The sequence below is a fragment of the Mycobacterium conspicuum genome (assembly GCF_010730195.1).
Taxonomy (GTDB): Bacteria; Actinomycetota; Actinomycetes; order Mycobacteriales; family Mycobacteriaceae; genus Mycobacterium; species Mycobacterium conspicuum.
Genome location: NZ_AP022613.1, coordinates 5,361,081 through 5,384,182, shown reverse-complemented (window position 1 = coordinate 5,384,182; position 23,102 = coordinate 5,361,081). Strand labels below are relative to the sequence as shown.

Sequence of the window (23,102 nt, the reverse complement as noted above, 5' to 3'; positions counted from 1 at the left end):
CACCTGCCGTAGACTCGTGCCGCCCGTGGGCGTGCCGCCTTAGCTCAGTCGGTAGAGCGATTCACTCGTAATGAATAGGTCAGGAGTTCGATTCTCCTAGGCGGCTCCATCAACCAGCGACGCTATGTCGCCCCGGCTTTCCCGTTCTTGCCGCCGTGCGGGCCACCTTTGCCGCCGGTGCCGGGGCTGCCGTGGGGCGTGCCGGTGCCGGCGTTGCCGCCGTTGCCGCCGTTGCCAAAGTTCACGACCTTGCCGCCGTCGCCGCCGTTGCCGCCGGTGCCCGACGTGGACGCCCCGCCGTTGCCGCCGTTGCCGCCGGAACCCTTATGGGCGGTGCCACCGAGGCCCCCGTCGCCGCCGGTGCCCGTCGTCGCCTTGCCGCCGTCACCGCCAAGGCCGCCGTTACCCAAATGCTGCGCGGCCTCGCCGCCGGCCCCGCCGGCCCCGCCGTGGGTGACACCGGCCCCGCCGGCCCCGCCTGCCCGCCGCTGCCCATGAATCCGTGGCCGATCAGACCGCCGCCGGCTCCGCCGGCGCCTCCGATGCCGGCGGCGCTGGCGCCGCCGGTCCCGCCGACGCCCCCGGTGCCGGTCACCCCGCCGCCGTCCCCGCCGGCCCCGCCGGCACCCGCCACGGTGCTCCCGGTGCCGCCGTTGCCTCCGGTCCCGCCGATGCCGGAGAACGAGCCGGCGTGCCCGCCGGCCCCGCCGGCGCCCCCGGCCGCGGAGCCGCCGTTGCCGCCATTGCCGCCGGTGCCGCCGATGCCGGCCATCCCGGCGTTCCCGCCGGCCCCACCGGCACCTCCGCCGGCGAACCCGGCCCCGCCGTCGCCGCCGGACCCGCCGGCACCAAATTTGAAGTCGTTCCCGCCCGCGCCGCCGTTGCCCCCGTGGCCCGCGGTGGCCGCGCTGGCGCCGCCGTTGCCGCCCGCTCCGCCGTTGCCGATGAATCGACCGCCGGTTCCGCCGTCGCCGCCGTTGCCACCGTTGCCGCTGCCGCCGTTTCCGGTGCTGCCGGCGCCGCCGTCGCCGCCTCTACCGCCGTTGCCGATCAGCCCCGCCTTGCCGCCGGCCCCGCCGTTGCCGCCGGCCGCGCCGGATCCGCCGTTGCCGCCGCTGCCGATGATCCACCCGCCGTCGCCGCCGGCCGCGCCGGTGCCCGCCTTGCCGTCGGCGCCGTTACCGAACAGGGGGCGCGTCGTCGCTGCGGCAACCGGGGAAAACGCCGGTAGCTCCTGCGCTCCCGCCACCAGGGCCTCCAACGGCGACGCATTGGCGGCCTCGGCGGCTGCGTACGCCGCGGCCGAGCGGCTCATCGCCTGCACAAACTGCGAGTGAAACGACGCCGCCTGCGCGCTCAACGCCTGGTAAGCCCGGGCGTGGTAGCTGAACAACGCCGCGATGGTCGCCGACACTTCGTCGCCACCGGCGGCCAGCACGGCCGACGTCGGGGCCGCCGCGGCGGCCCCGGCCTCGCTGATCGAGGAGCCGATGCCTGCCAGATCCTTGGCCGCTGCCGCCAGGAATTCCGGCGCCGCGATCATCTCTGACATGCTGTCTCCCCCACTCAGCGCCGGTGCGACGGACGAACAGAAAAAACCATAGGCAGCCTAATAGGAGCCTGGGCCGAAATTCTCGGGCATGTGCCAAATATCAGAAATTTCTAAGGTCATGGAGCTGCCGCGTCCGCGTAGCCGCCAGCGGAGTCGTGCCGGCTGCCTTAGGCCGGCGCGAGGAATCCCACCGGCCCCGACGCGATGCATAACGACAGCGCGGTGGTGTTGGCGCGCACGGTGATCGCGTCACCGGCGCCCGGCAGCCGGGCGTAGACGCGGTTCAGGCCCGGATGCACCGGAACCCGTTGCGGCGGGCCTTCGGCGAGCGCCAACGTCATCGAGCCGTCGCTGTTGGCCAGGTAGTTGAGTTCGACGGTCCAGTCGGCCGGCAGCAGGGGGCCGTCCAGAACCATGCGTGCGGGCTTGTCGGGTTGCGCGAAATAGCCGCAGCGCGGCATCGGCCCGGGCACGATGGTTCGAGTCCAGGTGACGCGGGCGTTGATCAGGTGCCCGGAGTTGTCCAGCATCCGCAATTGTGTTGTGACGGTGTCGAATTCGGGCCGGTCGCGCAGCAGGGCGAACATGTGGCTGGCCAGGTTCTCCGGCCAGGCCACCCGTTGCAGCACGAACGGGTCGACCTCCTGGTCCAGCAGCGGCGCGTCCGAATTCGCATGTGCGGCAGCCAAACTGGCGCGAGCATTCCGCAGGTACGGCTCGGCGGGGTTGTCGCGCCAGCTGGTTAGGAACGTCGCCGTCGAATAGAGACTGCTCGCCAGGAACAGCACCGCCACGCCCGTCGTCACCACGGCGCGGCGCGGCGAGGCGTCGAGCCGATACGACGAGGGCCGGTTGGGCGCGGTGAGGCCGACGGCGGCCAACAGCGCCAACACCACCACCAGATCCGGGAAATACCTTAGGGTTTGCGCCAATTCGAGTGCGGTGAAGCGCGACGACCGCATCAGATAGATGGGCACCTGGCAGGCGGCGACATACCCGATGGCGATCAACCACACCGGACCGATGCGTTGTTTGCGGATCAACGACAGCGCCAGCACTGCCAGCAGCACCAGCCAGCCGAGCACCATCACCGACGTCGGTGGCGTGGCCCACGGTGAGGCGGGCGCCCAGCGATCCCAGTGCCATGGCCCGCCGGCCAGACCCGGCACGATTCCGTGGGTGATCGACCGGGACAACAGATCCCACGTCATCGTCAGGTCGGTGCTCCACCGCCGCTGATTGACCACCGCCAGATACAGCGCCACCCAGCCGGCGGTCAGCGCCAGCGTCGCGATCCACAGCCGCGCACCGGCCCGCCACGCCGTCCGCAGGGCCGAGCCCTCCACGTGGCCGAGCAGCGCCACCACCGCGAAGGCGACGAACGGGATCACCGCGGCCTTTTCGAAGAACAGCAGCCCGCCGAGGTAGGCCAGCACACCGGTCACCGCGTAGCGCTGGTTGCCGGTGCGCACCAGCAGGATCGCGTCGGCGCAGACCCACGCCAGCGCGGCGAGCATCGGCAGCGAGTTCAGCGCCGCCGCCCACCACGCGAACCCCGGCACGCCCAGCGGTGTGAACAGCGCAAACGTCAGCGGGATCAGCAGCACCGGACGCCAGCCGAGGATGACGTGCAGCGCACGCAGCAGCGACAGCGACGCCACCAGCTGCAGCACCACCAGGCTGATCGCCGGACCCGTCCACACCAGCGGCGCGAACCGGGTGATCGCCCCGGCAACCAAAAAGGCGGCGGGCATCAGGTGCCCGTCATGGTCGTCGAACAGGTACGACGGCGAGAGCAGATTCTCGGTGCCGGCCTTGCCGACCAGGATCAGGTCGTCCCAGTAGAAGTAGCCGCGAAACGCCAGCACCGCGCGGATCACCAGCTGCACGGCGACCAGCGCGGCCACGGCGGCTTGGACCCAAACGACCCGCCGGTATGGTTGGCCGGTGCGCGCATTGGTCACCGGGGCGGCCGGTTTCATCGGGTCGACGCTAGTCGACCGTCTGCTGGCGGACGGTCACACGGTTGTGGGGCTGGACAATTTCGCGACCGGCCGCGCGACCAACCTCGAGCATCTGGTCGACAATCCGGCGCACGTGTTCATCGAGGCGGACATCGTCACCGCGGATCTCGACGGCATCCTCGACGAGCACCGGCCCGAGGTGGTCTTCCACCTGGCCGCGCAGATCGACGTGCGGCACTCGGTGGCCAACCCGCAATTCGACGCCTCGGTGAACGTGATCGGCACGGTGCGGCTGGCCGAAGCGGCTCGGAAGGCCGAAGTCCGCAAGATCGTGCACACCTCGTCGGGCGGATCCATCTACGGCGCCCCGACCCAGTTCCCGACGCCCGAAACGGTGCCCACCGACCCGGCGTCGCCGTACGCCGCGGGCAAGGTGGCCGGCGAGATCTACCTGAACACCTTCCGCCACCTCTACGGGCTGGACTGCTCGCACATCGCGCCGGCCAATGTCTATGGCCCGCGCCAGGATCCGCACGGCGAGGCGGGCGTGGTGGCGATCTTTTCCCAGGCGCTGCTGGCGGGCAAGCCCACCCGGGTCTACGGCGAGGGCGGCACCAACACCCGCGACTATGTGTTCGTCGACGACGTGGCGGATGCCTTCGTCAAGGCGTCCGGCGAGGCGGGCAGCGGGCAGCGGTTCAACATCGGCACCGGCATCGAGACCTCGGACCGCGCGCTGCACACCGCGGTGGCCGCGGCCGTCGGCGGCCCCGACGACCCGGAGTTCGCCCCGGCGCGGCTGGGCGATCTGAAGCGGTCCTGCCTCGACATCGGCTTGGCCGAAAGGGTTTTGGGCTGGCGCCCGCAGGTCGCCTTGGACGAAGGGTTGCGCCGGACGGTGGACTACTTCCGCCGGCTGCACACGGGCTAGCCGCGCGCAGAACACTTTGGGCGCAGGGGTTTTCGACTATTCCGGCTCCCGCGCGCCCTCCAACGCCACCGCCCGCGCCAGCCGGGCATAGCGCAACTCCAAATCCTTGAACCGCATGTAGGTGCTCAGCGTGGTGAAGCTGAACGCCATGATCAGCGCGTAGAGCATCAGGTCGGTGCCGCGGCGCACCCCGAACCAGTGCGCGACCAGCGTAGTGTCGTCGGGCCGCAGCACCGCATAGATGCCGCCGAACACGAACAACACATAGCCGACCTTGACCCACGCCTTGGACCGCGAGCTGCGCCGCGAGCGCAGCAGGTACACCAGCAGCGCGACGATCGAGCCGATCAGCAGCACCTGAATCCAGTTCATCAGCGTGACCTCCCTCGCAGGAATCCGTCGAAGATGATGTTGACGCCGTTGAGCAGTGGCTGCCCCTTCGACTTCGAGTATTCGGTGTAGAGCACCTCGATCGGTTCTTCTGCTACGCGCCAATGGTTTTCGGCGATCAGCATGACGAACTCGTTGGCGTGGCTCATCCCGCTCATGGTGATGTCCAGCCCGTCGGCCACCTTCTTGTTGAACACCCGCAGCCCGTTGTTGGTGTCGGTCAGCCCCAGCCGGCGACCGCGCGGGCTCAACCACGCCGCTGTGCGCAGCACGATCCGCTTCAGCAACGGCGGCCGGCTGGCCAGACCCCGACCGAACCGGGTCCCGATCACCACGTCGACGTCGCCCGCGGCCAACCGGTCGATCATCGCGGTCAGGTCTTTGATGCGGTGTTGACCGTCGGCGTCGAACGTGGCGAACACCTTCGCCCCGGGCTGCTTGCGGGCGTACTCGATGCCGGTCTGGATGGCCGCGCCCTGGCCCAGGTTGACCGGATGGCGCAGCAGGTGCGCCCCGGCCCGCAGCGCGATCTCGCCGGTGCCGTCGGCGCTGCCGTCGTCCACACAGACGACATGGTCGAAAACCGCGCGCAGGTCGGTGACGACCTCGCCGATGACGGCGGCTTCGTTGAAGGCGGGGACGACGATCCAGGCGTCGGGGTAATGCGCGTCGGTGGCCATTTGTGCCCCAAGATTAGCCGCGCGCCGCGCGTGCCAGCGTGATTACATGCGCGCCTATGCCCACCAGCGGGCCGCACAACAGGGCGATCACCGTGCGGGTTTGCAGCGGGAGCGGCAACAGCAGCAACAAGCCCGATGCCACGGTGGCGCCCACCCAGCCCAGCGAGTACGCCCGGTGCAGCGCGGCGGCCACCGTGGCGGCGCCGGTCAGCGTGAGCATGGCGATCGCCACCGCGGCGGCGGTCAGCCAGGCCAGCAGCGCGCTGCCCGCGTCGTACTGCGGCCCGAACGCGACGCGCAGCAACCACGGGCCCACCACGCCGGCAGCCAGCACCCCGAGAGCGCCGATGCCGCCGACGAGCGCCGCCGGTGCGATCAGCGCGCGGAGCCGATCGGCGCGCTCGTCGACGAAGTGAGCGATGAGGTTGCCCTGCATGGCGGTCAGCGGAACCAGCAGTGGTGCGCGGGTCAGCGTGACGGCCAGGATGACGACACCCCCTTGTGCCCCAAGGTGATTCGAGGTGACCTTGAGCAGCACCGGGAATCCCATCACCAAGATCGCGCTGGCGCCGGCGGCGGTGATCGAGTGCGCGGCGCCCCGCAAGAACATCGCTGCGCTGCCGGGCGTCATGAGCCGTGCCGCCGCCCGCGCCGCGGGTGACGCCGCGAGCATGATCAGCCAGGCCACCGCGCCGGCGACGGTCGCCCACAAATACCCGCCCAGCCCCCAGCCGATCGCGAATGCCGCCGCGGCGACGGTCACCCGGATCAGCGCGTCGGTCACCATCAGCGCGCCGTACTGCGTCCAGCGGTTGGTGCCGGCCAGCATCCCCAGCAGCGTGGCGTGCAGGCAGAACCCGGCCAGCCCGACGCTGAGCAGCGCCACCGACAGCCAGCGCTGCTCGACGAACACCCGCCCGCTCCACAGCGGCGCGCTACCGGCGATCACGACGGCCGCCCCGACGCCGAGCAGCGCGGCGACCCGCATCGGATGGTTGCGGTTCTCCGGCAACGCCTGGAAATAGCCGGTCGATCGGACCTCCCGGGTGGCCTCCTGCAGCAGGCCGTTGGCCGCGCCGGTCACCAGGCCGAACGCCCCCCAGAACACCCCGAAAATTGAGAAGCCGCTCGGGGCCAGGTCGCGGGCGGCCAGGTAGATCACCGCGTAGCCGCACAGCGCGGTCAGCGCGGTCGCCGCGCCGACGCGGGCCATGCTGGCGCGCGCGATGGGCCCCTGAGCAGCTTCGGTCAGTGCGAGCCCTTCTTGAACCGCTCCACCGAGCGCTGCACCTCGGCCTCGGCCTCGGCGCGGCCGACCCAATCGGCCGCCTTCACGAACTTGCCCGGTTCGAGGTCCTTGTAGTGCACGAAGAAGTGCTTGATCGAGTCCAGTTCGAACTCCGGCACATCGGTGATGTCTTGGATGTGCTCCCAGCGGTGGTCGCCGGCCGGAACGCACAGCACCTTGGCGTCGCCGCCGGCCTCGTCGACCATCTGGAACATTCCCACCGGGCGCGCCTCCACCAGGACGCCGGGAAACAACGACTGCGGCAGCAACACGAGCGCGTCCAGCGGGTCACCGTCCTCGCCGAGGGTGTCTTCGATGAAGCCGTAGTCGGTGGGGTAGCCCATCGGCGTGTAGAGGTAGCGGTCCAGCTTCACCCGTCCCGTTTCGTGATCGACCTCGTACTTGTTGCGGCTGCCCTTCGGGATTTCGATGGTCACGTCGAATTGCACGGCGTCTGCTCCTCTGCAAAGGGGAATCAAGTCTGGTGGGTCGCGTACACCCTAATCCAGCGGAATTCGACCGGTTCGGCAGAATGGGACTCGACAGTCAGGAGTCCGATGAGTTCTACTCGCCGGCGCAAAATCACCCAGGTATCCATCGGGTTCGCCGTGCTGGTGTTCGTTGCCGCCGTGGTGGCGGCCGCGGCGTTCTTCACCATGGGCAATCACGGCGTCAGCAACGCGCGGGCCACGGTGCCGCCGCCGCGGCCGCCGACGGTCAAGCCGGGCATCGTGCCGGTGGCCGACACCGCGGCCGTCCCCAGCGCCCCCGCGCTGGCGGCCGTGCTGGCGCCGGCGGCGGCCGACCCGAACCTGGGCAAGCTGGGCGGCCGCATCACCGACGCCATGACCGGCAAGGAGCTCTGGCAGGTGGCCGACGACGTGCCGTTGGTGCCGGCGTCGACCAACAAGGTCCTCACCGCGGCCGCGGCGCTGCTGACCCTGGACCGCCAGGCGCGGCTGAGCACCCGGGTGGTGGCCGGCAGCCAAAGCGCCCAGGGGCCCGTCGTGCTGGTGGGTGCCGGGGACCCGACGCTGTCGGCGGCGGCACCCGGCCAGCCCACCTGGTATCGGGGCGCGCCGCGGATCAGTGATCTGGTCGAACAGGTGCGTCGCAGCGGCATGACGCCGACGGCCGTCCAGGTGGACACGTCGTTGTTCAGCGGTCCGACGATGGCGCCGGGCTGGGATCCGTCCGATGTGGACAACGGCGACATCGCGCCGATCGAGTCGGTGATGATCGACGCCGGACGCATCCAGCCGACGACCGTCAACTCCCGACGGTCGAAGACGCCCGCGCTGGACGCCGGGCGGGAACTGGCCAAGGCCCTCGGCCTGGATCCCGGGGCGGTGACGATCGCCAAGGCACCGTCCGGGGCGCGGCAACTGGCCGTGGTGCAGTCGGCGCCGTTGATTCAGGTGCTCTCGGAGATGATGGACCACTCCGACAACGTGCTGGCCGAGTGCATCGCGCGGGAGGTGGCGGCCGCCATCAACCGGCCGCTGAGCTTCGCCGGCGCGGTGGACGCGGTGACCAACCGGCTGAGCAGTGCGCACATCGACACCACCGGCGCCGCGCTGGTCGATTCCAGCGGGTTGTCGGTTGACGACCGGTTGACGGCCAAGACCCTCGACGGCACGGCCCAGGCCGCGGCGGGGCCGGACCAGCCGTCGTTGCGGGCGCTGCTGGATCTGCTGCCGATCGCCGGCGGCAGCGGCACCCTGGCCGAACGGTTCCTGGACCGCGCCACCAACCTGGGCCCGGCCGGGTGGTTGCGCGCCAAGACCGGGTCGCTGACCGCCGTCAACTCGTTGGTCGGTGTGCTCACCGACGCCGGCGGCCGGGTGCTCACGTTCGCTTTCATCTCCAATGCCGCGGGACCGAACGGACGCAACGCGATTGATGCGCTGGCCAGCAAGCTGTGGACCTGTGGGTGCACATGAGCGCTTCTCCCGAGCTGACCCTGGGCGCCACCGTGGACTGGCAATTCGCCGCGACCGTCGGTTCCCGACTTGCCCGCCCGGGCCCGCCGTCCAGCGAATACACCCGCCGGCAGGCGATCGACGAGTTGACCGCGCTCGCGGCCAAGGCCGAGCCCCCGGTGCGCGACGTCACCGGCCTGGCGACTGAGGGATCAGTGCCCGCGGCCCGCATCGTCGACCGGGCGCAGTGGGTCCGCGCGGCCGCCGAATCGATGCGCGTGATGACCAACGGGACCGACAAGCCGCGCGGCTTTTTCACCGGCCGGCTCACCGGCGCGCAGACGGGCGCCGTGCTGGCGTTCGTGGCGTCCGGGATCCTCGGTCAGTACGACCCGTTCACCAGCGCCGGCCCGGCCGAGAGCGGCAGCCTGCTGCTGGTCTATCCGAATGTCATTGCCGTGGAACGGCAATTGCGGGTGGAGCCCTCCGATTTCCGGCTGTGGGTGTGCCTGCATGAGGTGACGCATCGGGTGCAGTTCACCGCCAACCGCTGGCTGCCGGGGTACATGTCGGAGTCGTTGGCGGTGTTGACCCAGGAGTCCGCCGAGGACGTCGGGCAGATGGTGAGTCGGCTCGCCGACTTTGTTCGCACTCGCGGGGATGGGGCCTCCGACGGCAGCGACTCGGGGATCCTCGCGCTGGTGCGGGCCGTGCAGTCCGAGCCGCAGCGCAAGGCGCTGGATCGGCTTCTGGTGCTCGGCACGCTGCTGGAGGGCCACGCCGATCACGTGATGGATGCGGTCGGTCCGATGGTGGTGCCGTCGGTGGGCACCATCCGCAGCCGGTTCGATGAGCGTCGTCATCGCAAGCAACCGCCACTGCAGCGGTTGCTGCGCGCACTGCTTGGGCTGGACGCCAAGCTCAGCCAATACACGCGCGGCAAGGCGTTTGTCGATCATGTGGTGGGCCGGGTCGGGATGCAGCGGTTCAACACGATCTGGTCGGGGCCCGACACGCTGCCGTTGCCCGAAGAGATCGAACGCCCGCAGCGATGGATCGACCGGGTGCTGTAGGGCAGCTGCGCACAGCTGTCGAAGCGTTCGCCAAGGACCACCTGCCCGCGGTCGACCGGTGGTGTGTGGCCCTGTCCGGCGGCCCAGATTCGTTGGCGCTCACCGCCGTTGCCGCGCCGCTGCGGCCGACCACCGCGTTGATCGTCGATCACGGCCTGCAGCCCGATTCGGCGGCGGTCGCCGAGACCGCGCGGGCCCAGGCCGAGGCGCTGGGATGCGTTGAGGCGCAAGTGCTTTGCGTGCGGGTGGGCAATGAGGGCGGGCCGGAGGCGGCGGCCCGGGCCGCGCGCTACGCCGTTTTGGGCGCGTATCACGACGGCCCGGTGCTGTTGGCCCACACGCTCGACGACCAGGCCGAGACGGTGTTGCTGGGGCTGGGCCGCGGGTCGGGAGCGCGCTCGATCGCGGGGATGCGCGCGCACGATCCGCCGTGGTGCCGGCCGCTGCTCGGGGTCCGGCGCGCCGTGACGCACGCCGCGTGCGCCGAGCTCGGTCTCACCGCCTGGCAGGACCCGCACAACGCCGACCGCCGCTTTACCCGAAGCAGGCTGCGTCACGAGGTGCTGCCGCTACTGGAAGACGTGCTGGGCGGCGGGGTCGCGGAGGCGCTGGCGCGCACCGCCCTGGCGTTGCGCGAGGACACCGAGCTGATCGACGCGCTGGCCGCACAGGCGCTGCCGCACGTCACGGCCGGGGCCGGGCTACAAACCCAGGCCCTCGGCGAGCTGCCGGACGTGATTCGGCGCCGGGTGATCCGCGGCTGGTTGCTGGCCGGCGGGGCGACCGGCCTGACCGACAAGCAAATTCGCGGCGTGGACAGGCTGGTGACCGCGTGGCGGGGCCAGGGCGGGGTGGCGGTCGGATCCACTTTGCGTGGTCAACGATTGATCGCCGGCCGGCGCGACGGCGTGTTGACCCTGCGCAGCCAGCCCGTGTAGCAATTTCGCCCGCCGGCGTGGCACGCTGTGGGCGTGCAGCAGATCTCCTCGGCGGTCACACCCGGACAGCCACCGGAGCTGTATCCGGGGGACATCAAGTCGGTACTTCTCACCGAGGAGCAGATCCAGGCCCGCATCGCCGAGCTGGGCGCCCAAATCGGCGACGACTACCGTGACCTTTCGGCGGAGTGTGGGCAAGATCTGCTGTTGATCACCGTGCTCAAGGGCGCCGTGCTCTTCGTCACCGACCTCGCGCGCGCCATCCCGCTGCCGACCCAGTTCGAATTCATGGCCGTCAGCTCGTACGGATCGTCGACGTCGTCGTCGGGGGTGGTGCGCATCCTCAAGGACCTCGACCGCGACATCACCGACCGCAACGTGCTGATCGTCGAGGACGTCGTCGACTCGGGCCTGACGTTGTCGTGGCTGTCGCGCAACATCACCACCCGGCATCCGCGTTCGTTGCGCGTGTGCACCCTGCTGCGCAAGCCCGACGCCGCGCGGGCCAACGTCGCAATCAACTATGTGGGCTTCGACATCCCCAACGATTTCGTCGTGGGCTACGGGCTGGACTACGACGAGCGCTACCGCGACCTGCCCTACATCGGGACCCTGGATCCGAGGATCTACGAGAGCTAGATGGTGGCGACCCGCTTCGCCGCGCTCGCGATGGCCACGAGGGCTAGCTAGTTCAACTCCCACACCGCGGTCACCGAGAAGCTGACCGTCTGCTGGCCGGGCTCCAGCGGTACCGGGGCGGCCAGGCTTCGCGGCGGGGCGGGCGGTCCGCCGACCGGCGGCGAGCCGGAAGCCTCCGAGATCGACAGCACCTTGCCCAGTTGCAGTCCGGACAGTTGGGCGTATTGGTCGGCGCGGTTCTTGGCGTCCTGGAAGGCCCGCGCCCGCGCGTCCTTGACCAGTTGCGAGTCGTCGGCGATCGAGTAGCTGACCGAGCTGATCCGGGTGGCGTCTCCGCCGGTGCTGACGATGAGCGCCAACAACTTCGACGCGGCATCGGTCGGGTGGATCTTGACCGCGATCGCGTTGGTGGCCCGGTAGGCGGTGATGGTCGCGGTCCCCGCGGGCTCGGGGTTGCTGTACTGGGGCTGCAGGTTGACCGTGGTGGTGCTGATGTACTTGCGGTCCAAACCGGCGCCGACCAGCGCGTTGATCACCGCCTGCTGGCGGTCGTTGGTCTGGTTCATCGCGGTGGTGACGTCGGGTGCGGTGAATTCGATGCTGACGTTGGCGGTCAACGTGTCCGGCACGCCCTGGACTTGCCCCGATCCGATGACGGTCACTTGGCGCGGATTCGCCCCGGGCGCCGGCGCATCGTGTTTGTTGCACGCCGACAGCGTGACGACGATCAAACCTGCGGCAGCGAAGGCAATCAATCTGCGAACGAACGGCATGCCTGGACCCTATCTACAAGGGCGGGCTGTCGGGTAGCGCTGGCGTCGCCGGTCTGCGGAATCAGTCCGCAGGCGAATTTTGGTGTGAAACGGGCTGGTGATCGGTGTGTCGAATAGAAACAGCATGCCGCGCATGTGGTTTCGCCAACTTGCGCCCCGAAGAGGCGGGTTTTCATGGCGATCTAAAAGAGGGTCAACGACGGGCCGAATCGCGATCGTTACGCTGCTGGAATGATTGACTTCCAAAGTGGCGGCCTCTTAGCGAGGCTAGGACCGAGCGACCCGAAAGCAATCGCCGCTGAGTTGGCGCCCATCCTCGTCGAAGGTGAGACAGTTCATCTCAGCTTCAAAGGTATGCGTGACTCGGTGATTTTTACCAACAAGCGCCTCATCACGGTAAACGTCCAAGGTCTGACCGGGAAGAAACGCGACTACTCATCGCTGCTCAATGCTCCAGGCTTGAATCTTGCTGTAGGGACCGCCGGTCGGTTCGATCTCGACGCTGAACTCGAACTGTGGTTCTCGGGTCTCGGCAAAGTCCGACTGGACTTCAAAGGCCAGGTCGACATTCGCACCATAGGTCAGCTCATCGGAAGACATGTCTTGTAACGGTCCTGTTGGCGGCAAAGACATTTCAGGCTCCACAGCATCATGCGTCCGCCCACCGCCAGTCGGTGAACCCGTTCGATCCGCCGACAAAAATGTCAGCGCTAAGGAGTGACCAAAATCTTGCAGTGCCGCTCGGGGTCGGCGAGGTCGTCGAACGCCTGGCCCACGCCGTCCAGGCCGACCTCGCCGGTGATCAGCGGGCTGACGTCCATCTCGCCCTCGGCCAGCGCGCCCAGCGTCTCGGCGAATTCCTCCGGAGTCTGGGCGAGCGTGAATTGGATGTTGAGCTCCTTGGCGATCCCGAAGAACGGATGCATGGTGTCGGGTTGCATGCAGACCCCGGCGACCACCACCCGCGTACCGTGCCGCGCCCGCAACAAGATGTCGTCGATGACCCCGGGCACCCCGACGGCCTCGAACACCACTTTGGCTTTGACCGAGTCGAACGGGGAGCCCTGCGCCGGATCGAGCGCCTGGTGCGCGCCCATGGCGGTGGCCAGTTCGCGCCGTGTCGGTGAAAAGTCCGCCGCTGCAATGGTTTCGACGCCGCGCGCGCGAAGGTTGGCGATGATGGCGATCCCGATCGGCCCGCAACCGACGACCAGGGCGGGCTCGCCCGGCTGGATGTTGGACTTGTTGACGGCGTGCAGGCCCACCGACATCGGTTCGGTTAGGGCTGCATGCCGCGAGTCCAGACCGTTGGGGACCGCAAGCAGCAGCGGCGCCGAGAGCAGCATCCGATCGGCATAACCACCGACCGTGCTGTTGCTGTAGACGATGGGATCGATGCCCTTGTCGGACAACAACACCGGCAGCGACGTGACCAAGGTCCCGACGGGATGCGTGTCGGTGTCGGGGCCGGCCTCGAGTATCTCGGCGCTGAATTCGTGGCCCATGAAAATATCGCGGTCCAACGCGACCTCCATGCCGCCCGCACCGCGAGCGACGCGGTTGCTCATCTCCAGCACCGTCCCGCCGTGGGCCGCGAAATGCAGATCCGAACCACAGATTCCGCACGCTCGGACCCCCACCAGCACCTGACCGGGACCGGGCACCGGCTCGGGTACGTCGTCGCGGTAGACCATACGCCCGTCACGCAACACTGAAGCACGCATCACTTGGCCTCCGTCTGGTGTTCCTCGACATGCTAGGTAATGGCCTTTACCACGGCTTCGCCGGCGCGGCCGATCAGTTGGTCGCGCCGGTCCCTGGCCCAGTCGTGCGACGAGCGCGGCGCCTCCAGCTGCCCCTTGAAATGGGGAATCACCTTGCGGGCGAACAGGTCATAGCAGTGGTACGTCGCCTCCGGTGAGGCCCAGTCATGGCCGAGCATCAACAGCGTTCCGAACCCGCCCGACCGGTCAAGCAGATCCTCGATGTGAGCGATCGCATCGTCCGGCGTCCCGATGCAGCAATTTCCTTTGGCCGCATAGTCTTCGACGTACTCGCGCGGCGATTGGGCGCCCTCGACGGCGTTGGCCAACGGGACGAATCCCGCCGCCCCGAAGTACTGTGCGAAATCGAGCAGTCCGTAGGTGCAGTCGTCGATCGCCTGATCGCGGCTGTCGGCGATATGCATGATGGACAGCACCCGCCAATCCGAGCGGTCGGGCTCGCCGCGCCCGGCCTTGGCGGCCTGCTCGCGCACCACGTCCCAGGTCGTCTCCAGCGCCGCATAGCCGCCCGGCACCGACATCGACAACGACAGCAGCGACGTGCCCAGCGCCCCGGCCAGCCGCGGGCCCGACGGTGAAATCATTGCGGCCGTGGCGATTTCCGGATATGGCGAGGTGTAGGGGCGGATATGCAACTGGGCGTCGCGCAGGGTGAACCAGTCGGAGTGGCGATCGATGCGCTCGGCGGGTGCGGCGCGGAACAGCGCGAGGATCGCCTCCAGGGACTCCTGCATCATCCGGCGCTGCTCGATCGGGTCGATGCCCATCATGTAGGCGTCCGACGGCAGGGCGCCGGGACCGGTGCCGAACATGACCCGGCCACGGGTCAGGTGGTCCAACAACACCCAGCGGTCGGCGACCATGAGCGGATGGTGGTAGGGCAGCGACACCACCCCGGTGCCCAACCGGATGTGCTTGGTCCGCTCCGCGGCGGCCGCGATGAACACTTCCGGGCAGGCGATCAGCTCGTAACCACCGGAGTGATGCTCGCCGAACCACGCCTCGTCGAACCCCAGGCGATCCAGCGCGACCACCCGTTCCATGTCGTATTCCAGTGCCACCGTGGGGGATTGGCCGACCGGGTGAAACGGAGTGATGAATACGCCGAAGCGCAGCGGGTTACCCATTACCATTGCACCCCTTTGAGGAAGTCGAGCAGTGTCTCGTTCACCACGTCGGGCCGTTCCTGCTGCAGCCAGTGCCCGGCCCCGTCGACCATCACCTGCTGATAGGGGCCGGCGATCACCCGGGCGGCGCGGTCGGTGGGGGTGAAGGTGAGCACCGGATCGGCTGTCCCGCCGATGAATAGGCACGGCACCGTGATCATCGCGCCGTCGAGTTCTGCGGTGGTCTCCCAGTTGCGATCGAAATTGCGATACCAGTTCAGCGCGCCGGTGAAGCCGGTGCGGGAGAACTCGTCGATGTAGTGGTCGAGTTCGTCTTGGCTGATCCAGTTGGGCAGGCCGTCCGGCTCTGGAATCCGGTCGATGAAGCCTTCGGGACCCGGGGCGAGCATCCGCGGGGCCGTTGCCTTGTTGCTGAGCGATGACTGGCCGCAGATCATCCGGCGCATCGTGCGGGCAGGGTCACCGTTGAGTTCGGCATCGGCGACGCCCGGTTCCTGGAAATACAGGATGTAGAAAAAGTTCTCGCCGAATTGTTTGCGCCACGCCTGTATCGGTGACTTGCGCGGCCGAGGCAGCGGAGGAACGCTCACCGAAGCGACCGCCGCCACCCGGTCCGGGTGCAGCAGCGGCATGTTCCACAACACGATGGCGCCCCAGTCATGCCCCACCCACACCGCGCGCTCGGCGCCGACGTCGTCGAGCAGGCCGACCAGGTCCGCGGTCAACTCGTGAATGTTGTAGGCCTCGACCGCCTCCGGGCGCGACGAGCCGCCGTAACCGCGCTGATCGGGAGCCAGCACGTGGTACCCGGCATCGGCGAGGACCGGAATCTGGTGCCGCCACGAGTAGGCCAGTTCGGGGAAGCCGTGGGCCAGGACCACCACGGGTGCGCCGGGCTCGCCGGCCTCGATCACCCGCAACCGCACACCGTTGGTGTCCACTAACCGTTCGGTTGATACACGCACCGTCCCACCAAATCACAGCGGCGGACGGGTTGAGAAGACATTATCGGCTGATGCGGTTGGATCACGTAGTTCTGTGGGCGAAGGATCCGCGGGCGGCGGTCGACTTCTATACGAGGGTGGTCGGGCTTGAGCCGCTCCGGCTCAGCGAATACGAAGCCCAGGCGGTGCCGTTTCCCAGCGTGCGCGTGTGCGCGGACTCCATCATCGATCTGATGCCCCTCGAGGCCGGCAAAGCCGGCCACCCGGTCGATCACGTGTGTCTTGCGCTCTCGCGGGCCGAGTACGACGCGCTGGAAGCGCGTCTCGCCGCGGCCGGCGTGGATATCGTCGCGCGAAGGGAGAACAATTTCGGCGCCCAGGGCTCGGCGCCGCAGGCCATCTACTTCAAAGATCCGGACGGCAATGTCGTCGAAGCCCGGTACTACGAGTGACGGCTTGACGCGGACCGCCCGACGCGACGCTGGCGTCACACTCGGGAACATCCGCACGTTGGCATAGCGGTAGCCTGGACTTTTCCAGCGACCTGTTATCAGGGAAGGACCTGGCCTCCGGGCCGATGATCGATGAACCGCAAAAACGTGATCCGCACCATCACGGCGATCGCCGTGGTGGTGTTGCTGGGCTGGTCGTTCTTCTACTTCAGCGATGACACGCGCGGTTACAAGCCCGTCGACACCTCGGTGGCGATGTCGCAGATCAACAGCGACAACGTCAAAAGCGCGCAGATCGACGATCGCGAACAGCAGGTGCGGCTGACCCTGAAAAAGGGCAACAACGACACCGAGAACTCGGACAAGGTCATCACCAAATATCCGTCCGGATACGCGGTCGATCTTTTCAACGCGCTCACCGCCAAGAACGCCAAGGTCAGCACGGTCGTCAACGAGGGCAGCATCCTCGGTGAACTGCTGGTCTACGTGCTGCCGCTGCTGTTGCTGGTCGGGCTTTTCGTGATGTTCTCCCGCATGCAGGGCGGGGCCCGGATGGGCTTCGGGTTCGGCAAGTCGCGCGCCAAGATGCTGAACAAGGACATGCCCAAGACCACGTTCGCCGACGTGGCCGGCGTCGACGAGGCGGTCGAAGAGCTCTACGAGATCAAGGACTTCCTGCAGAACCCCAGCCGCTACCAGGCGCTGGGCGCCAAGATCCCCAAGGGCGTGCTGCTGTACGGGCCGCCCGGAACCGGCAAGACGCTGCTGGCCCGCGCGGTGGCGGGGGAAGCCGGTGTGCCGTTCTTCACCATTTCCGGCTCCGATTTCGTCGAGATGTTCGTCGGCGTCGGCGCTTCGCGGGTCAGGGACCTGTTCGAGCAGGCCAAACAGAACAGCCCGTGCATCATCTTCGTCGACGAGATCGACGCGGTGGGGCGCCAGCGCGGCGCCGGCCTGGGCGGCGGACACGACGAGCGCGAGCAAACGCTGAACCAATTGCTGGTCGAGATGGACGGTTTCGGCGACCGCGCCGGTGTGATCCTGATCGCGGCCACCAACCGGCCCGACATCCTGGACCCCGCGCTGTTGCGGCCCGGCCGATTCGACCGGCAGATCCCGGTATCCAACCCGGACCTGGCCGGACGCCGGGCCGTGCTGAAGGTGCACTCGAAGGGCAAGCCGATCGGCCCGGACGCCGACCTGGACGGGCTGGCCAAGCGGACCGTCGGCATGACCGGCGCCGACCTGGCCAATGTCATCAACGAGGCCGCGCTGCTGACGGCGCGCGAGAACGGCAGCGTCATCACCGGGCCCGCGCTCGAAGAGGCGGTGGACCGGGTGATCGGCGGCCCGCGCCGCAAGGGCCGGATCATCAGCGAGCAGGAAAAGAAGATCACCGCCTACCACGAGGGCGGGCACACGTTGGCGGCCTGGGCGATGCCCGACATCGACCCGGTCTACAAGGTGACGATCCTGGCCCGCGGCCGCACCGGCGGTCATGCCGTCGCGGTGCCCGAGGAAGACAAGGGGCTGCGCACCCGCTCGGAGATGATCGCGCAACTGGTGTTCGCGATGGGCGGGCGCGCCGCCGAGGAACTGGTGTTCCGCGAGCCCACCACCGGCGCGGTGTCCGACATCGAGCAGGCCACCAAGGTCGCCCGCGCCATGGTCACCGAGTACGGCATGAGCGCGCGCCTGGGCGCGGTCAAGTACGGCACCGAGCACGGCGACCCGTTTTTGGGCCGGTCCATGGGCACCCAGTCGGACTACTCGCACGAGGTGGCGCGCGAGATCGACGAGGAGGTCCGCAAGCTCATCGAGGCCGCGCACACCGAGGCGTGGGAGATCCTCACCGAATACCGCGACGTGCTCGACACGCTGGCCGGCGAGTTGCTGGAAAAGGAGACGCTGCACCGTCCCGAGCTGGAGGCGATCTTCGGCGACGTCGAAAAGCGGCCCCGGCTAACGATGTTCGACGATTTCGGCGGCCGGATCCCGTCCGACAAGCCGCCGATCAAGACGCCCGGCGAGCTGGCGATCGAGCGCGGCGAACCCTGGCCGCCGCCGGTGACCGAGCCGGCGTTCAAGGCGGCCATCGCACGGGCCAACCAGGCCGCCCTGGATGCTCAGGCCGCGCACGCCGAAGCCGATCGAAACATGCACGGCGCCAACGGCTCTCACGGTGGGCATGGCGGCGCCGACGCGCAGCCGCACGGTCCGACCCAGCCGGACTACGGCGCGCCGGCCGGCTGGCACGCGCCGGGCTGGCCGCCCAGGGAGCAGCAGGGCTACTGGTATCCGCCGCCCCAGCAGCCGTATTGGCCGCAGCCGGCCCACCCGGCGCCGAGCTATCCGGGCCAGTCGGGTCATCCGGCGCACCCCGCGTACCCGCCCTATCCGCCGTACCCGCCGCCGCCCCAACCCACCCCGGACACCGGCAGGTCTCCCGAACAGCCGGACGAGGACGTGAGCCGGTCCACGCCACCGGCGCAGGGCTGACGAACGGAGAAACTCAATGGCCCTACCGGATTTGGAGGCGGACAGCCGCACCCCGACGGCGCGCGTCCACACGTTCAACCAGGAACGCGCCGAGGCCGCGATCCGCGAGTTGCTCTTCGCGATCGGCGAGGACCCGGACCGGGATGGCTTGCGGGACACCCCGGCTCGCGTCGCGCGTGCCTATCGCGAGATGTTCGCCGGGCTCTACACGGAACCGGAATCGGTGCTGAACACCATGTTCGACGAAGACCACGACGAGATGGTGATCGTCAAGGAGATCCCGCTCTACTCCACCTGTGAACATCACCTGGTGTCGTTTCACGGCGTGGCCCACGTCGGCTACATCCCCGGCAAGGACGGCCGGGTGACCGGGCTGTCCAAGATCGCCCGGCTGGTGGACCTTTACGCCAAGCGGCCCCAGGTGCAGGAGCGGCTCACCAGCCAGATCGCCGACGCCCTGGTGAGCAAGCTCGACCCGCGCGGCGTGATCGTCGTCGTCGAGGCCGAGCATCTGTGCATGGCGATGCGCGGTGTGCGCAAGCCCGGCGCCGTGACGACGACGTCGGCGGTGCGCGGCCAGTTCAAGACCAGTGCCGCTTCCCGAGCCGAGGCGCTCGACCTCATCCTGCGTAAGTGAGCCCGCACCCGTGCAGGTTATGGGTGTTCTGAACGTCACGGCGGACTCGTTCTCGGATGGCGGGCGCTATCTCGACGCCGACGCCGCGGTGGCCCATGGTCTGGCCATGGCCGCCGAGGGCGCGGGCATCGTCGACGTCGGCGGGGAGTCGACGCGTCCCGGCGCCACCCGGATCGACCCCAGGGTCGAGGCCGACCGGGTGACCGCCGTCATCAAAGAGCTTGCGGCGCAAGGACTCACCGTGAGCATCGACACCATGCACGCCGACGTGGCGCGCGCCGCCCTGCAGAACGGCGCGCAGATGGTCAACGACGTGTCCGGCGGGCGGGCCGATCCCGCGATGGCTCCGCTGCTGGCCGAAGCGGGTGTGCCGTGGGTGCTGATGCACTGGCGGCCGGTGGACGCCGACCGCCCGCACCAAGCCCGCTCCTACGGCGACGTGGTGGCCGACGTGCGCGCCGAGCTGCTCGCCGGCGTCGACGACGCGGTCGCCGCCGGTGTCGATCCGGCAAAGCTGATGATCGACCCGGGTCTCGGATTCGCCAAGACGGCACAACACAATTGGGCGTTGCTGCACGCGTTGCCGGAACTGGTGGCCACCGGCATCCCGGTGCTGCTGGGTGCCTCGCGCAAACGGTTTGTCGGTGCGCTGCTCGCCGGGCCCGACGGCGAGGTGCGGCCGCCGGAGGGGCGGGAGACCGCGACCGCGGTGATCTCCGCGCTGGCCGCCCTGCACGGCGCCTGGGGTGTGCGGGTGCACGACGTGCGGGCGTCGGTCGACGCCCTCAAGGTGGTGGGGGCCTGGACACGAGGCGAGGCTAGTGGCTGACCGAATCGAATTGCGCGGCTTGACAGTTCACGGCCGACACGGTGTCTTCGAGCACGAACGGGTCAACGGGCAGGACTTCGTCGTCGATATCACCGTGTGGATCGACCTGGCCGACGCCGCCGCCAGCGACGAGCTGGCCGACACCTACGACTACGACGCCCTGGCCAAGCTGGCGGCCGGCGTCGTCGCCGGACCGCCGCGCAACCTGATCGAGGCGGTCGGTGGTGAGATCGCCGAGCGCGTCATGGCCGACGAGCGCGTGCACGCCGTCGAGGTGGTGGTGCACAAGCCGCAGGCCCCCATCGAGCAGCAGTTCGCCGACGTGGCGGTGGTGGTGCGGCGCTCGCGCCGCGGCGGTCGCGGTTCGGTGGTCCCGGCCGGCCCCGATGGTCGAGCGGTATGACGCGCGTCGTGCTGTCGATCGGCTCGAACCTGGGTGATCGCCTGGCCCGGCTGCAGGCGGTCGTCGACGGGCTGGGTGACGCGGTGGTCGCGATGTCTCCGGTGTATGAGACCGACCCCTGGGGTGAGACCGAGCAGGGACCGTTCCTCAACGCGGTGCTGATCGCCGACGACCCGTCCCGCGACGCGCGCGCCTGGCTGCGCCGGGCGCAGGAGTTCGAGCGGGCCGCGGGCCGGGTCCGTGGCCAGCGCTGGGGCCCGCGGACCCTCGACGTGGACCTGATCGCCTGCTACGGGGACACCGAGGTGGTCGCGGTGGAAAGCGACCTGACCCTGCCGCACCCCCTGGCCCACCTGCGGGCGTTCGTGCTGATCCCGTGGCTGGCCGTCGACCCCGACGCCGAGCTGACGGTCAGCGGCGGGCCGCGGCCGGTGGCGCGGCTGCTGGCCGAACTGGACCCGGCCGACCGGGCCGGGGTGCGGCTATCCCCGCTGACCCTCGAGCCGAAAACGCACTGATGGGACCGACCCGCAAGCGTGAGCTGACGGCCGCGGTGGTGGTGGCCGGGGTGCTGGGCTATCTGCTGGTGATGCTGCTCTATCGGTGGTTCCCCCCGATCACGGTGTGGACGGGGCTGTCGCTGGGGGCGGTGGCCGTCGCCGAGGCGCTGTGGGCGCGCTACGTGCGGGTCAAGATCAGCGACGGCGAGATCGGCGACGGGCCGGGCTGGCTGCATCCGCTGGCGGTGGCCCGCAGCGTGGTGATCGCCAAGGCGTCGGCATGGGTGGGTGCGCTGGTGCTGGGTTGGTGGATCGCGGTGTTGGTGTACCTGCTGCCGCGGCGATCCTGGCTGCGCGCCGCCGCCGAGGACACCTCCGGCGCCGTGGTGGCGGCCGTCAGCGCGCTGGCGTTGGTCGTCGCCGCCCTGTGGCTGCAGCATTGCTGTAAGTCTCCGCAGGACCCGACCGAGCACGGCGAGGGCTCTGAAGGCTAGCGAGGGCTAGCCGAGAATCGCCGGAGTGACGCGACACGCTGTGTGACCTCGCACAGGTACAGTCAGGCCATGACCGTTCTGTCCCGCGGCGCCCGGGTCCGGCGCGGCGGCCGCAGGCCGGGTTGGGTGCTCTTGACGGCGTTGCTGGTCCTCGCGATGGGGGCCAGTTCCGCACTGGTTTTCACCAATCGTGTGGAACTGCTCAAGCTCGCTGTGATCCTGGCGCTGTGGGCCGCAGTCGCCGGCGCCTTCGTTTCGGTGCTTTACCGCCGGCAAAGCGACGCGGACCAGTCGAAAGTGCGGGACCTGAAGCTGGTCTATGACCTGCAGTTGGATCGGGAAATCTCGGCCCGGCGCGAATACGAGCTGACGGTGGAGTCGCAGCTGCGTCGCGAGCTGGCCGCCGAGCTGCGGGCCCAGGCGGCCGACGAGGTGGCGGCGCTGCGGGCGGAGTTGGCCGCATTGCGCGCCAACCTGGAGATCTTGTTTGACACCGACCTCGCCGACCGCCGAGCCCTGGAGAATTCCCGGGCGGACTGGGCCCGCAGCGGCGGCAGCGCACCGGCCGACTGGGTGTCCAGCGATCGGCTCTCGGACGTACCCCCGGAAAATGCGCTCGAGCGCACCGACGAATCGCCGATCATCGACGTGTCCGAGGTGCGAGTCCCGCCCGCCGGCGCGACGCCGCCCCGACAGCCCGCGCCGCCGCGCGAGCCGCCGCCGTATCAGCCCCCGCCGCCAGCCCCCGAGCCGGCACCGCAAACGCAGCCCGAATCGCCGCACTGGCAACCAACCAGCGCCGACGGGCGGTGGTTGCCCGCTGGGGCGCCGGGCAGCAACTGGTCCGGTGTCGACGAGCCGGACGCACCGGACCCGCTGACGGGTCGCCGGCGCGCCCGGCATTCCAGCCCCGAGGTCACCGAGGGCGGTCCATTCGGCGAGTCGGGCCGCCGGGCGCACTCGCGGCATTCGACGGAGCACCCCGACGACGACGGCGAAACCCCGCCCCCGCGGCTGGCGCCGGCGCCGCCTCCCGAGCCGGCACCTCGGCATCGCAGCATCGATGACGAGTCGGGGGAATCGGGGGGGCGACGCTCCCGATCCGGCGGGCAGTCCGTCGCCGACCTGCTGGCGCGGCTGCAGGTCGAGCCAACCGGAGGCGGCCGACGCCGCCGACGTGACGGATGACACTGGGTCCTGCCTGCGAAATCGACTAGAGTCTTACTGACCGTCCGGTACCCGCGAGCGCGGGACTGGAACGAAACCAAGACACTGTGAGGCCG

At 69.2% G+C, this 23,102-nt stretch carries 24 protein-coding genes, 1 tRNA gene and 1 pseudogene; 15 read left to right on the top strand and 11 right to left on the bottom strand.

Annotated elements, in window-relative coordinates; translation table 11 throughout:
• Window positions 1-33: 33 nt before the first annotated feature.
• Window positions 34-109, top strand: a tRNA-Thr gene (locus G6N66_RS24725).
• A gap of 13 nt (window positions 110-122) precedes the next feature.
• Here the strand turns inward: G6N66_RS24725 and G6N66_RS30530 are convergent.
• From G6N66_RS30530 to G6N66_RS24715, 3 genes and pseudogenes are all read right to left on the bottom strand, one after another.
• Complete coding sequence (locus tag G6N66_RS30530; RefSeq protein ID WP_408632897.1) at window positions 123-245, bottom strand: hypothetical protein; 123 nt, start codon at window positions 243-245, stop codon at window positions 123-125.
• A gap of 84 nt (window positions 246-329) precedes the next feature.
• Window positions 330-1,552, bottom strand: a pseudogene (locus tag G6N66_RS24720) (PE family protein); the annotation flags it as partial.
• 167 nt (window positions 1,553-1,719) lie between these two features.
• Window positions 1,720-3,534, bottom strand: a complete 1,815-nt coding sequence (locus tag G6N66_RS24715; RefSeq protein WP_232079409.1) for a hypothetical protein — start codon at window positions 3,532-3,534, stop codon at window positions 1,720-1,722.
• Between G6N66_RS24715 and G6N66_RS24710 the strand changes: the two genes are divergently transcribed.
• Window positions 3,500-4,447 carry an NAD-dependent epimerase/dehydratase family protein gene (locus G6N66_RS24710; protein WP_085235338.1) on the top strand — a complete coding sequence of 316 codons (948 nt, stop codon included), beginning with the start codon at window positions 3,500-3,502 and terminating at the stop codon, window positions 4,445-4,447. The genes G6N66_RS24715 and G6N66_RS24710 overlap by 35 nt on opposite strands.
• Before the next feature lie 36 nt (window positions 4,448-4,483).
• Here the strand turns inward: G6N66_RS24710 and G6N66_RS24705 are convergent, their stop codons facing one another.
• Genes G6N66_RS24705 through G6N66_RS24690 form a run of 4 tightly spaced genes read right to left on the bottom strand, consistent with a single transcriptional unit; the run spans window position 4,484 to window position 7,254 of the window.
• The gene (locus tag G6N66_RS24705; protein ID WP_085235337.1) at window positions 4,484-4,819 is read right to left on the bottom strand and encodes a DUF2304 domain-containing protein; all 336 of its coding nucleotides are present in this window, start codon (window positions 4,817-4,819) and stop codon (window positions 4,484-4,486) included.
• Window positions 4,819-5,517, bottom strand: coding sequence for a glycosyltransferase family 2 protein (locus tag G6N66_RS24700; RefSeq protein ID WP_085235336.1), 699 nt, complete (start codon window positions 5,515-5,517; stop codon window positions 4,819-4,821). Before G6N66_RS24700 ends, G6N66_RS24705 begins: the two co-directional genes overlap by 1 nt.
• 13 nt (window positions 5,518-5,530) lie before the next feature.
• Window positions 5,531-6,730 (bottom strand): polysaccharide biosynthesis protein, encoded by a 1,200-nt coding sequence (locus G6N66_RS24695; protein WP_232079408.1) that lies wholly within the window; start codon window positions 6,728-6,730, stop codon window positions 5,531-5,533.
• 35 nt (window positions 6,731-6,765) lie between these two features.
• On the bottom strand, window positions 6,766-7,254 hold the full coding sequence (locus G6N66_RS24690) for an inorganic diphosphatase (protein WP_085235335.1): 489 nt from the start codon (window positions 7,252-7,254) through the stop codon (window positions 6,766-6,768).
• Between the two features lie 108 nt (window positions 7,255-7,362).
• Between G6N66_RS24690 and dacB the strand changes: the two genes are divergently transcribed.
• The 4 genes from dacB to hpt are packed head-to-tail and all read left to right on the top strand — an operon-like array spanning window position 7,363 to window position 11,377.
• Window positions 7,363-8,748 carry a D-alanyl-D-alanine carboxypeptidase/D-alanyl-D-alanine endopeptidase gene (dacB, locus tag G6N66_RS24685; RefSeq protein WP_085235334.1) on the top strand — a complete coding sequence of 462 codons (1,386 nt, stop codon included), beginning with the start codon at window positions 7,363-7,365 and terminating at the stop codon, window positions 8,746-8,748.
• A complete protein-coding gene (locus tag G6N66_RS24680) occupies window positions 8,745-9,800 on the top strand; it encodes a zinc-dependent metalloprotease (RefSeq protein WP_085235343.1) in 1,056 nt (351 codons plus the stop codon). The genes dacB and G6N66_RS24680 overlap by 4 nt, the downstream gene beginning before the upstream one ends.
• Complete coding sequence (tilS, locus tag G6N66_RS24675) at window positions 9,779-10,738, top strand: tRNA lysidine(34) synthetase TilS (protein WP_085235333.1); 960 nt, start codon at window positions 9,779-9,781, stop codon at window positions 10,736-10,738. The genes G6N66_RS24680 and tilS overlap by 22 nt, the downstream gene beginning before the upstream one ends.
• A gap of 27 nt (window positions 10,739-10,765) precedes the next feature.
• Window positions 10,766-11,377 carry a hypoxanthine phosphoribosyltransferase gene (gene hpt / locus G6N66_RS24670; protein ID WP_085235332.1) on the top strand — a complete coding sequence of 204 codons (612 nt, stop codon included), beginning with the start codon at window positions 10,766-10,768 and terminating at the stop codon, window positions 11,375-11,377.
• Between the two features lie 47 nt (window positions 11,378-11,424).
• Here the strand turns inward: hpt and G6N66_RS24665 are convergent, their stop codons facing one another.
• On the bottom strand, window positions 11,425-12,150 hold the full coding sequence (locus G6N66_RS24665; protein WP_085235331.1) for an SIMPL domain-containing protein: 726 nt from the start codon (window positions 12,148-12,150) through the stop codon (window positions 11,425-11,427).
• 231 nt (window positions 12,151-12,381) lie between these two features.
• On the opposite strand from G6N66_RS24665, the gene G6N66_RS24660 reads away from it, so the two are divergent.
• Entirely contained in the window at window positions 12,382-12,759 is a 378-nt protein-coding gene (locus tag G6N66_RS24660; protein ID WP_085235330.1) for a PH domain-containing protein, read from the top strand.
• A 101-nt stretch (window positions 12,760-12,860) separates the two neighbouring features.
• On the opposite strand, the gene G6N66_RS24655 is transcribed toward G6N66_RS24660, so the two are convergent.
• Genes G6N66_RS24655 through G6N66_RS24645 form a run of 3 tightly spaced genes read right to left on the bottom strand, consistent with a single transcriptional unit; the run spans window position 12,861 to window position 16,026 of the window.
• Window positions 12,861-13,874: a zinc-binding dehydrogenase gene (locus G6N66_RS24655; RefSeq protein ID WP_085235342.1), complete on the bottom strand. Its 1,014-nt coding sequence runs from the start codon at window positions 13,872-13,874 to the stop codon at window positions 12,861-12,863.
• Window positions 13,875-13,906: 32 nt separating this feature from the next.
• Window positions 13,907-15,061: an LLM class flavin-dependent oxidoreductase gene (locus G6N66_RS24650; protein ID WP_085235329.1), complete on the bottom strand. Its 1,155-nt coding sequence runs from the start codon at window positions 15,059-15,061 to the stop codon at window positions 13,907-13,909.
• Window positions 15,061-16,026, bottom strand: a complete 966-nt coding sequence (locus G6N66_RS24645; RefSeq protein WP_139825438.1) for an alpha/beta fold hydrolase — start codon at window positions 16,024-16,026, stop codon at window positions 15,061-15,063. Before G6N66_RS24645 ends, G6N66_RS24650 begins: the two co-directional genes overlap by 1 nt.
• A gap of 50 nt (window positions 16,027-16,076) precedes the next feature.
• Between G6N66_RS24645 and G6N66_RS24640 the strand changes: the two genes are divergently transcribed.
• The 8 genes from G6N66_RS24640 to G6N66_RS24605 all read left to right on the top strand — a co-directional run bounded on the left by G6N66_RS24640 (window position 16,077) and on the right by G6N66_RS24605 (window position 23,007).
• Window positions 16,077-16,457 carry a VOC family protein gene (locus G6N66_RS24640; protein ID WP_085235328.1) on the top strand — a complete coding sequence of 127 codons (381 nt, stop codon included), beginning with the start codon at window positions 16,077-16,079 and terminating at the stop codon, window positions 16,455-16,457.
• A gap of 132 nt (window positions 16,458-16,589) precedes the next feature.
• Window positions 16,590-18,956, top strand: coding sequence for an ATP-dependent zinc metalloprotease FtsH (gene ftsH, locus G6N66_RS24635; protein ID WP_085235327.1), 2,367 nt, complete (start codon window positions 16,590-16,592; stop codon window positions 18,954-18,956).
• A 16-nt stretch (window positions 18,957-18,972) separates the two neighbouring features.
• On the top strand, window positions 18,973-19,593 hold the full coding sequence (gene folE / locus G6N66_RS24630; protein ID WP_085235326.1) for a GTP cyclohydrolase I FolE: 621 nt from the start codon (window positions 18,973-18,975) through the stop codon (window positions 19,591-19,593).
• A gap of 19 nt (window positions 19,594-19,612) precedes the next feature.
• The gene (gene folP, locus G6N66_RS24625; protein ID WP_085235325.1) at window positions 19,613-20,422 is read left to right on the top strand and encodes a dihydropteroate synthase; all 810 of its coding nucleotides are present in this window, start codon (window positions 19,613-19,615) and stop codon (window positions 20,420-20,422) included.
• A complete protein-coding gene (folB, locus tag G6N66_RS24620; protein ID WP_085235324.1) occupies window positions 20,415-20,825 on the top strand; it encodes a dihydroneopterin aldolase in 411 nt (136 codons plus the stop codon). Before folP ends, folB begins: the two co-directional genes overlap by 8 nt.
• Window positions 20,822-21,343 (top strand): 2-amino-4-hydroxy-6-hydroxymethyldihydropteridine diphosphokinase, encoded by a 522-nt coding sequence (folK, locus tag G6N66_RS24615; protein ID WP_085235323.1) that lies wholly within the window; start codon window positions 20,822-20,824, stop codon window positions 21,341-21,343. Before folB ends, folK begins: the two co-directional genes overlap by 4 nt.
• Complete coding sequence (locus G6N66_RS24610; protein ID WP_085235322.1) at window positions 21,343-21,819, top strand: DUF3180 domain-containing protein; 477 nt, start codon at window positions 21,343-21,345, stop codon at window positions 21,817-21,819. The genes folK and G6N66_RS24610 overlap by 1 nt, the downstream gene beginning before the upstream one ends.
• A 69-nt stretch (window positions 21,820-21,888) precedes the next feature.
• On the top strand, window positions 21,889-23,007 hold the full coding sequence (locus G6N66_RS24605) for a DUF6779 domain-containing protein (RefSeq protein WP_085235340.1): 1,119 nt from the start codon (window positions 21,889-21,891) through the stop codon (window positions 23,005-23,007).
• The last annotated feature ends 95 nt before the right edge of the window (window positions 23,008-23,102 follow it).

Bases quoted from the DNA above. Each gene is read 5' to 3' on its own strand.
- G6N66_RS24715 (WP_232079409.1), bottom strand. From the start codon at position 3,534: ATGAAACCGGCCGCCCCGGTGACCAATGCGCGCACCGGCCAACCATAC.
- G6N66_RS24705 (WP_085235337.1), bottom strand. From the start codon at position 4,819: ATGAACTGGATTCAGGTGCTGCTGATCGGCTCGATCGTCGCGCTGCTG.
- G6N66_RS24700 (WP_085235336.1), bottom strand. From the start codon at position 5,517: ATGGCCACCGACGCGCATTACCCCGACGCCTGGATCGTCGTCCCCGCC.
- G6N66_RS24695 (WP_232079408.1), bottom strand. From the start codon at position 6,730: ATGGCCCGCGTCGGCGCGGCGACCGCGCTGACCGCGCTGTGCGGCTAC.
- dacB (WP_085235334.1), top strand. From the start codon at position 7,363: ATGAGTTCTACTCGCCGGCGCAAAATCACCCAGGTATCCATCGGGTTC.
- G6N66_RS24680 (WP_085235343.1), top strand. From the start codon at position 8,745: ATGAGCGCTTCTCCCGAGCTGACCCTGGGCGCCACCGTGGACTGGCAA.
- tilS (WP_085235333.1), top strand. From the start codon at position 9,779: ATGGATCGACCGGGTGCTGTAGGGCAGCTGCGCACAGCTGTCGAAGCG.
- G6N66_RS24665 (WP_085235331.1), bottom strand. From the start codon at position 12,150: ATGCCGTTCGTTCGCAGATTGATTGCCTTCGCTGCCGCAGGTTTGATC.
- G6N66_RS24660 (WP_085235330.1), top strand. From the start codon at position 12,382: ATGATTGACTTCCAAAGTGGCGGCCTCTTAGCGAGGCTAGGACCGAGC.
- G6N66_RS24655 (WP_085235342.1), bottom strand. From the start codon at position 13,874: ATGCGTGCTTCAGTGTTGCGTGACGGGCGTATGGTCTACCGCGACGAC.
- G6N66_RS24650 (WP_085235329.1), bottom strand. From the start codon at position 15,061: ATGGGTAACCCGCTGCGCTTCGGCGTATTCATCACTCCGTTTCACCCG.
- G6N66_RS24640 (WP_085235328.1), top strand. From the start codon at position 16,077: ATGCGGTTGGATCACGTAGTTCTGTGGGCGAAGGATCCGCGGGCGGCG.
- ftsH (WP_085235327.1), top strand. From the start codon at position 16,590: ATGAACCGCAAAAACGTGATCCGCACCATCACGGCGATCGCCGTGGTG.
- folE (WP_085235326.1), top strand. From the start codon at position 18,973: ATGGCCCTACCGGATTTGGAGGCGGACAGCCGCACCCCGACGGCGCGC.
- folP (WP_085235325.1), top strand. From the start codon at position 19,613: ATGGGTGTTCTGAACGTCACGGCGGACTCGTTCTCGGATGGCGGGCGC.
- folK (WP_085235323.1), top strand. From the start codon at position 20,822: ATGACGCGCGTCGTGCTGTCGATCGGCTCGAACCTGGGTGATCGCCTG.
- G6N66_RS24610 (WP_085235322.1), top strand. From the start codon at position 21,343: ATGGGACCGACCCGCAAGCGTGAGCTGACGGCCGCGGTGGTGGTGGCC.
- G6N66_RS24605 (WP_085235340.1), top strand. From the start codon at position 21,889: ATGACCGTTCTGTCCCGCGGCGCCCGGGTCCGGCGCGGCGGCCGCAGG.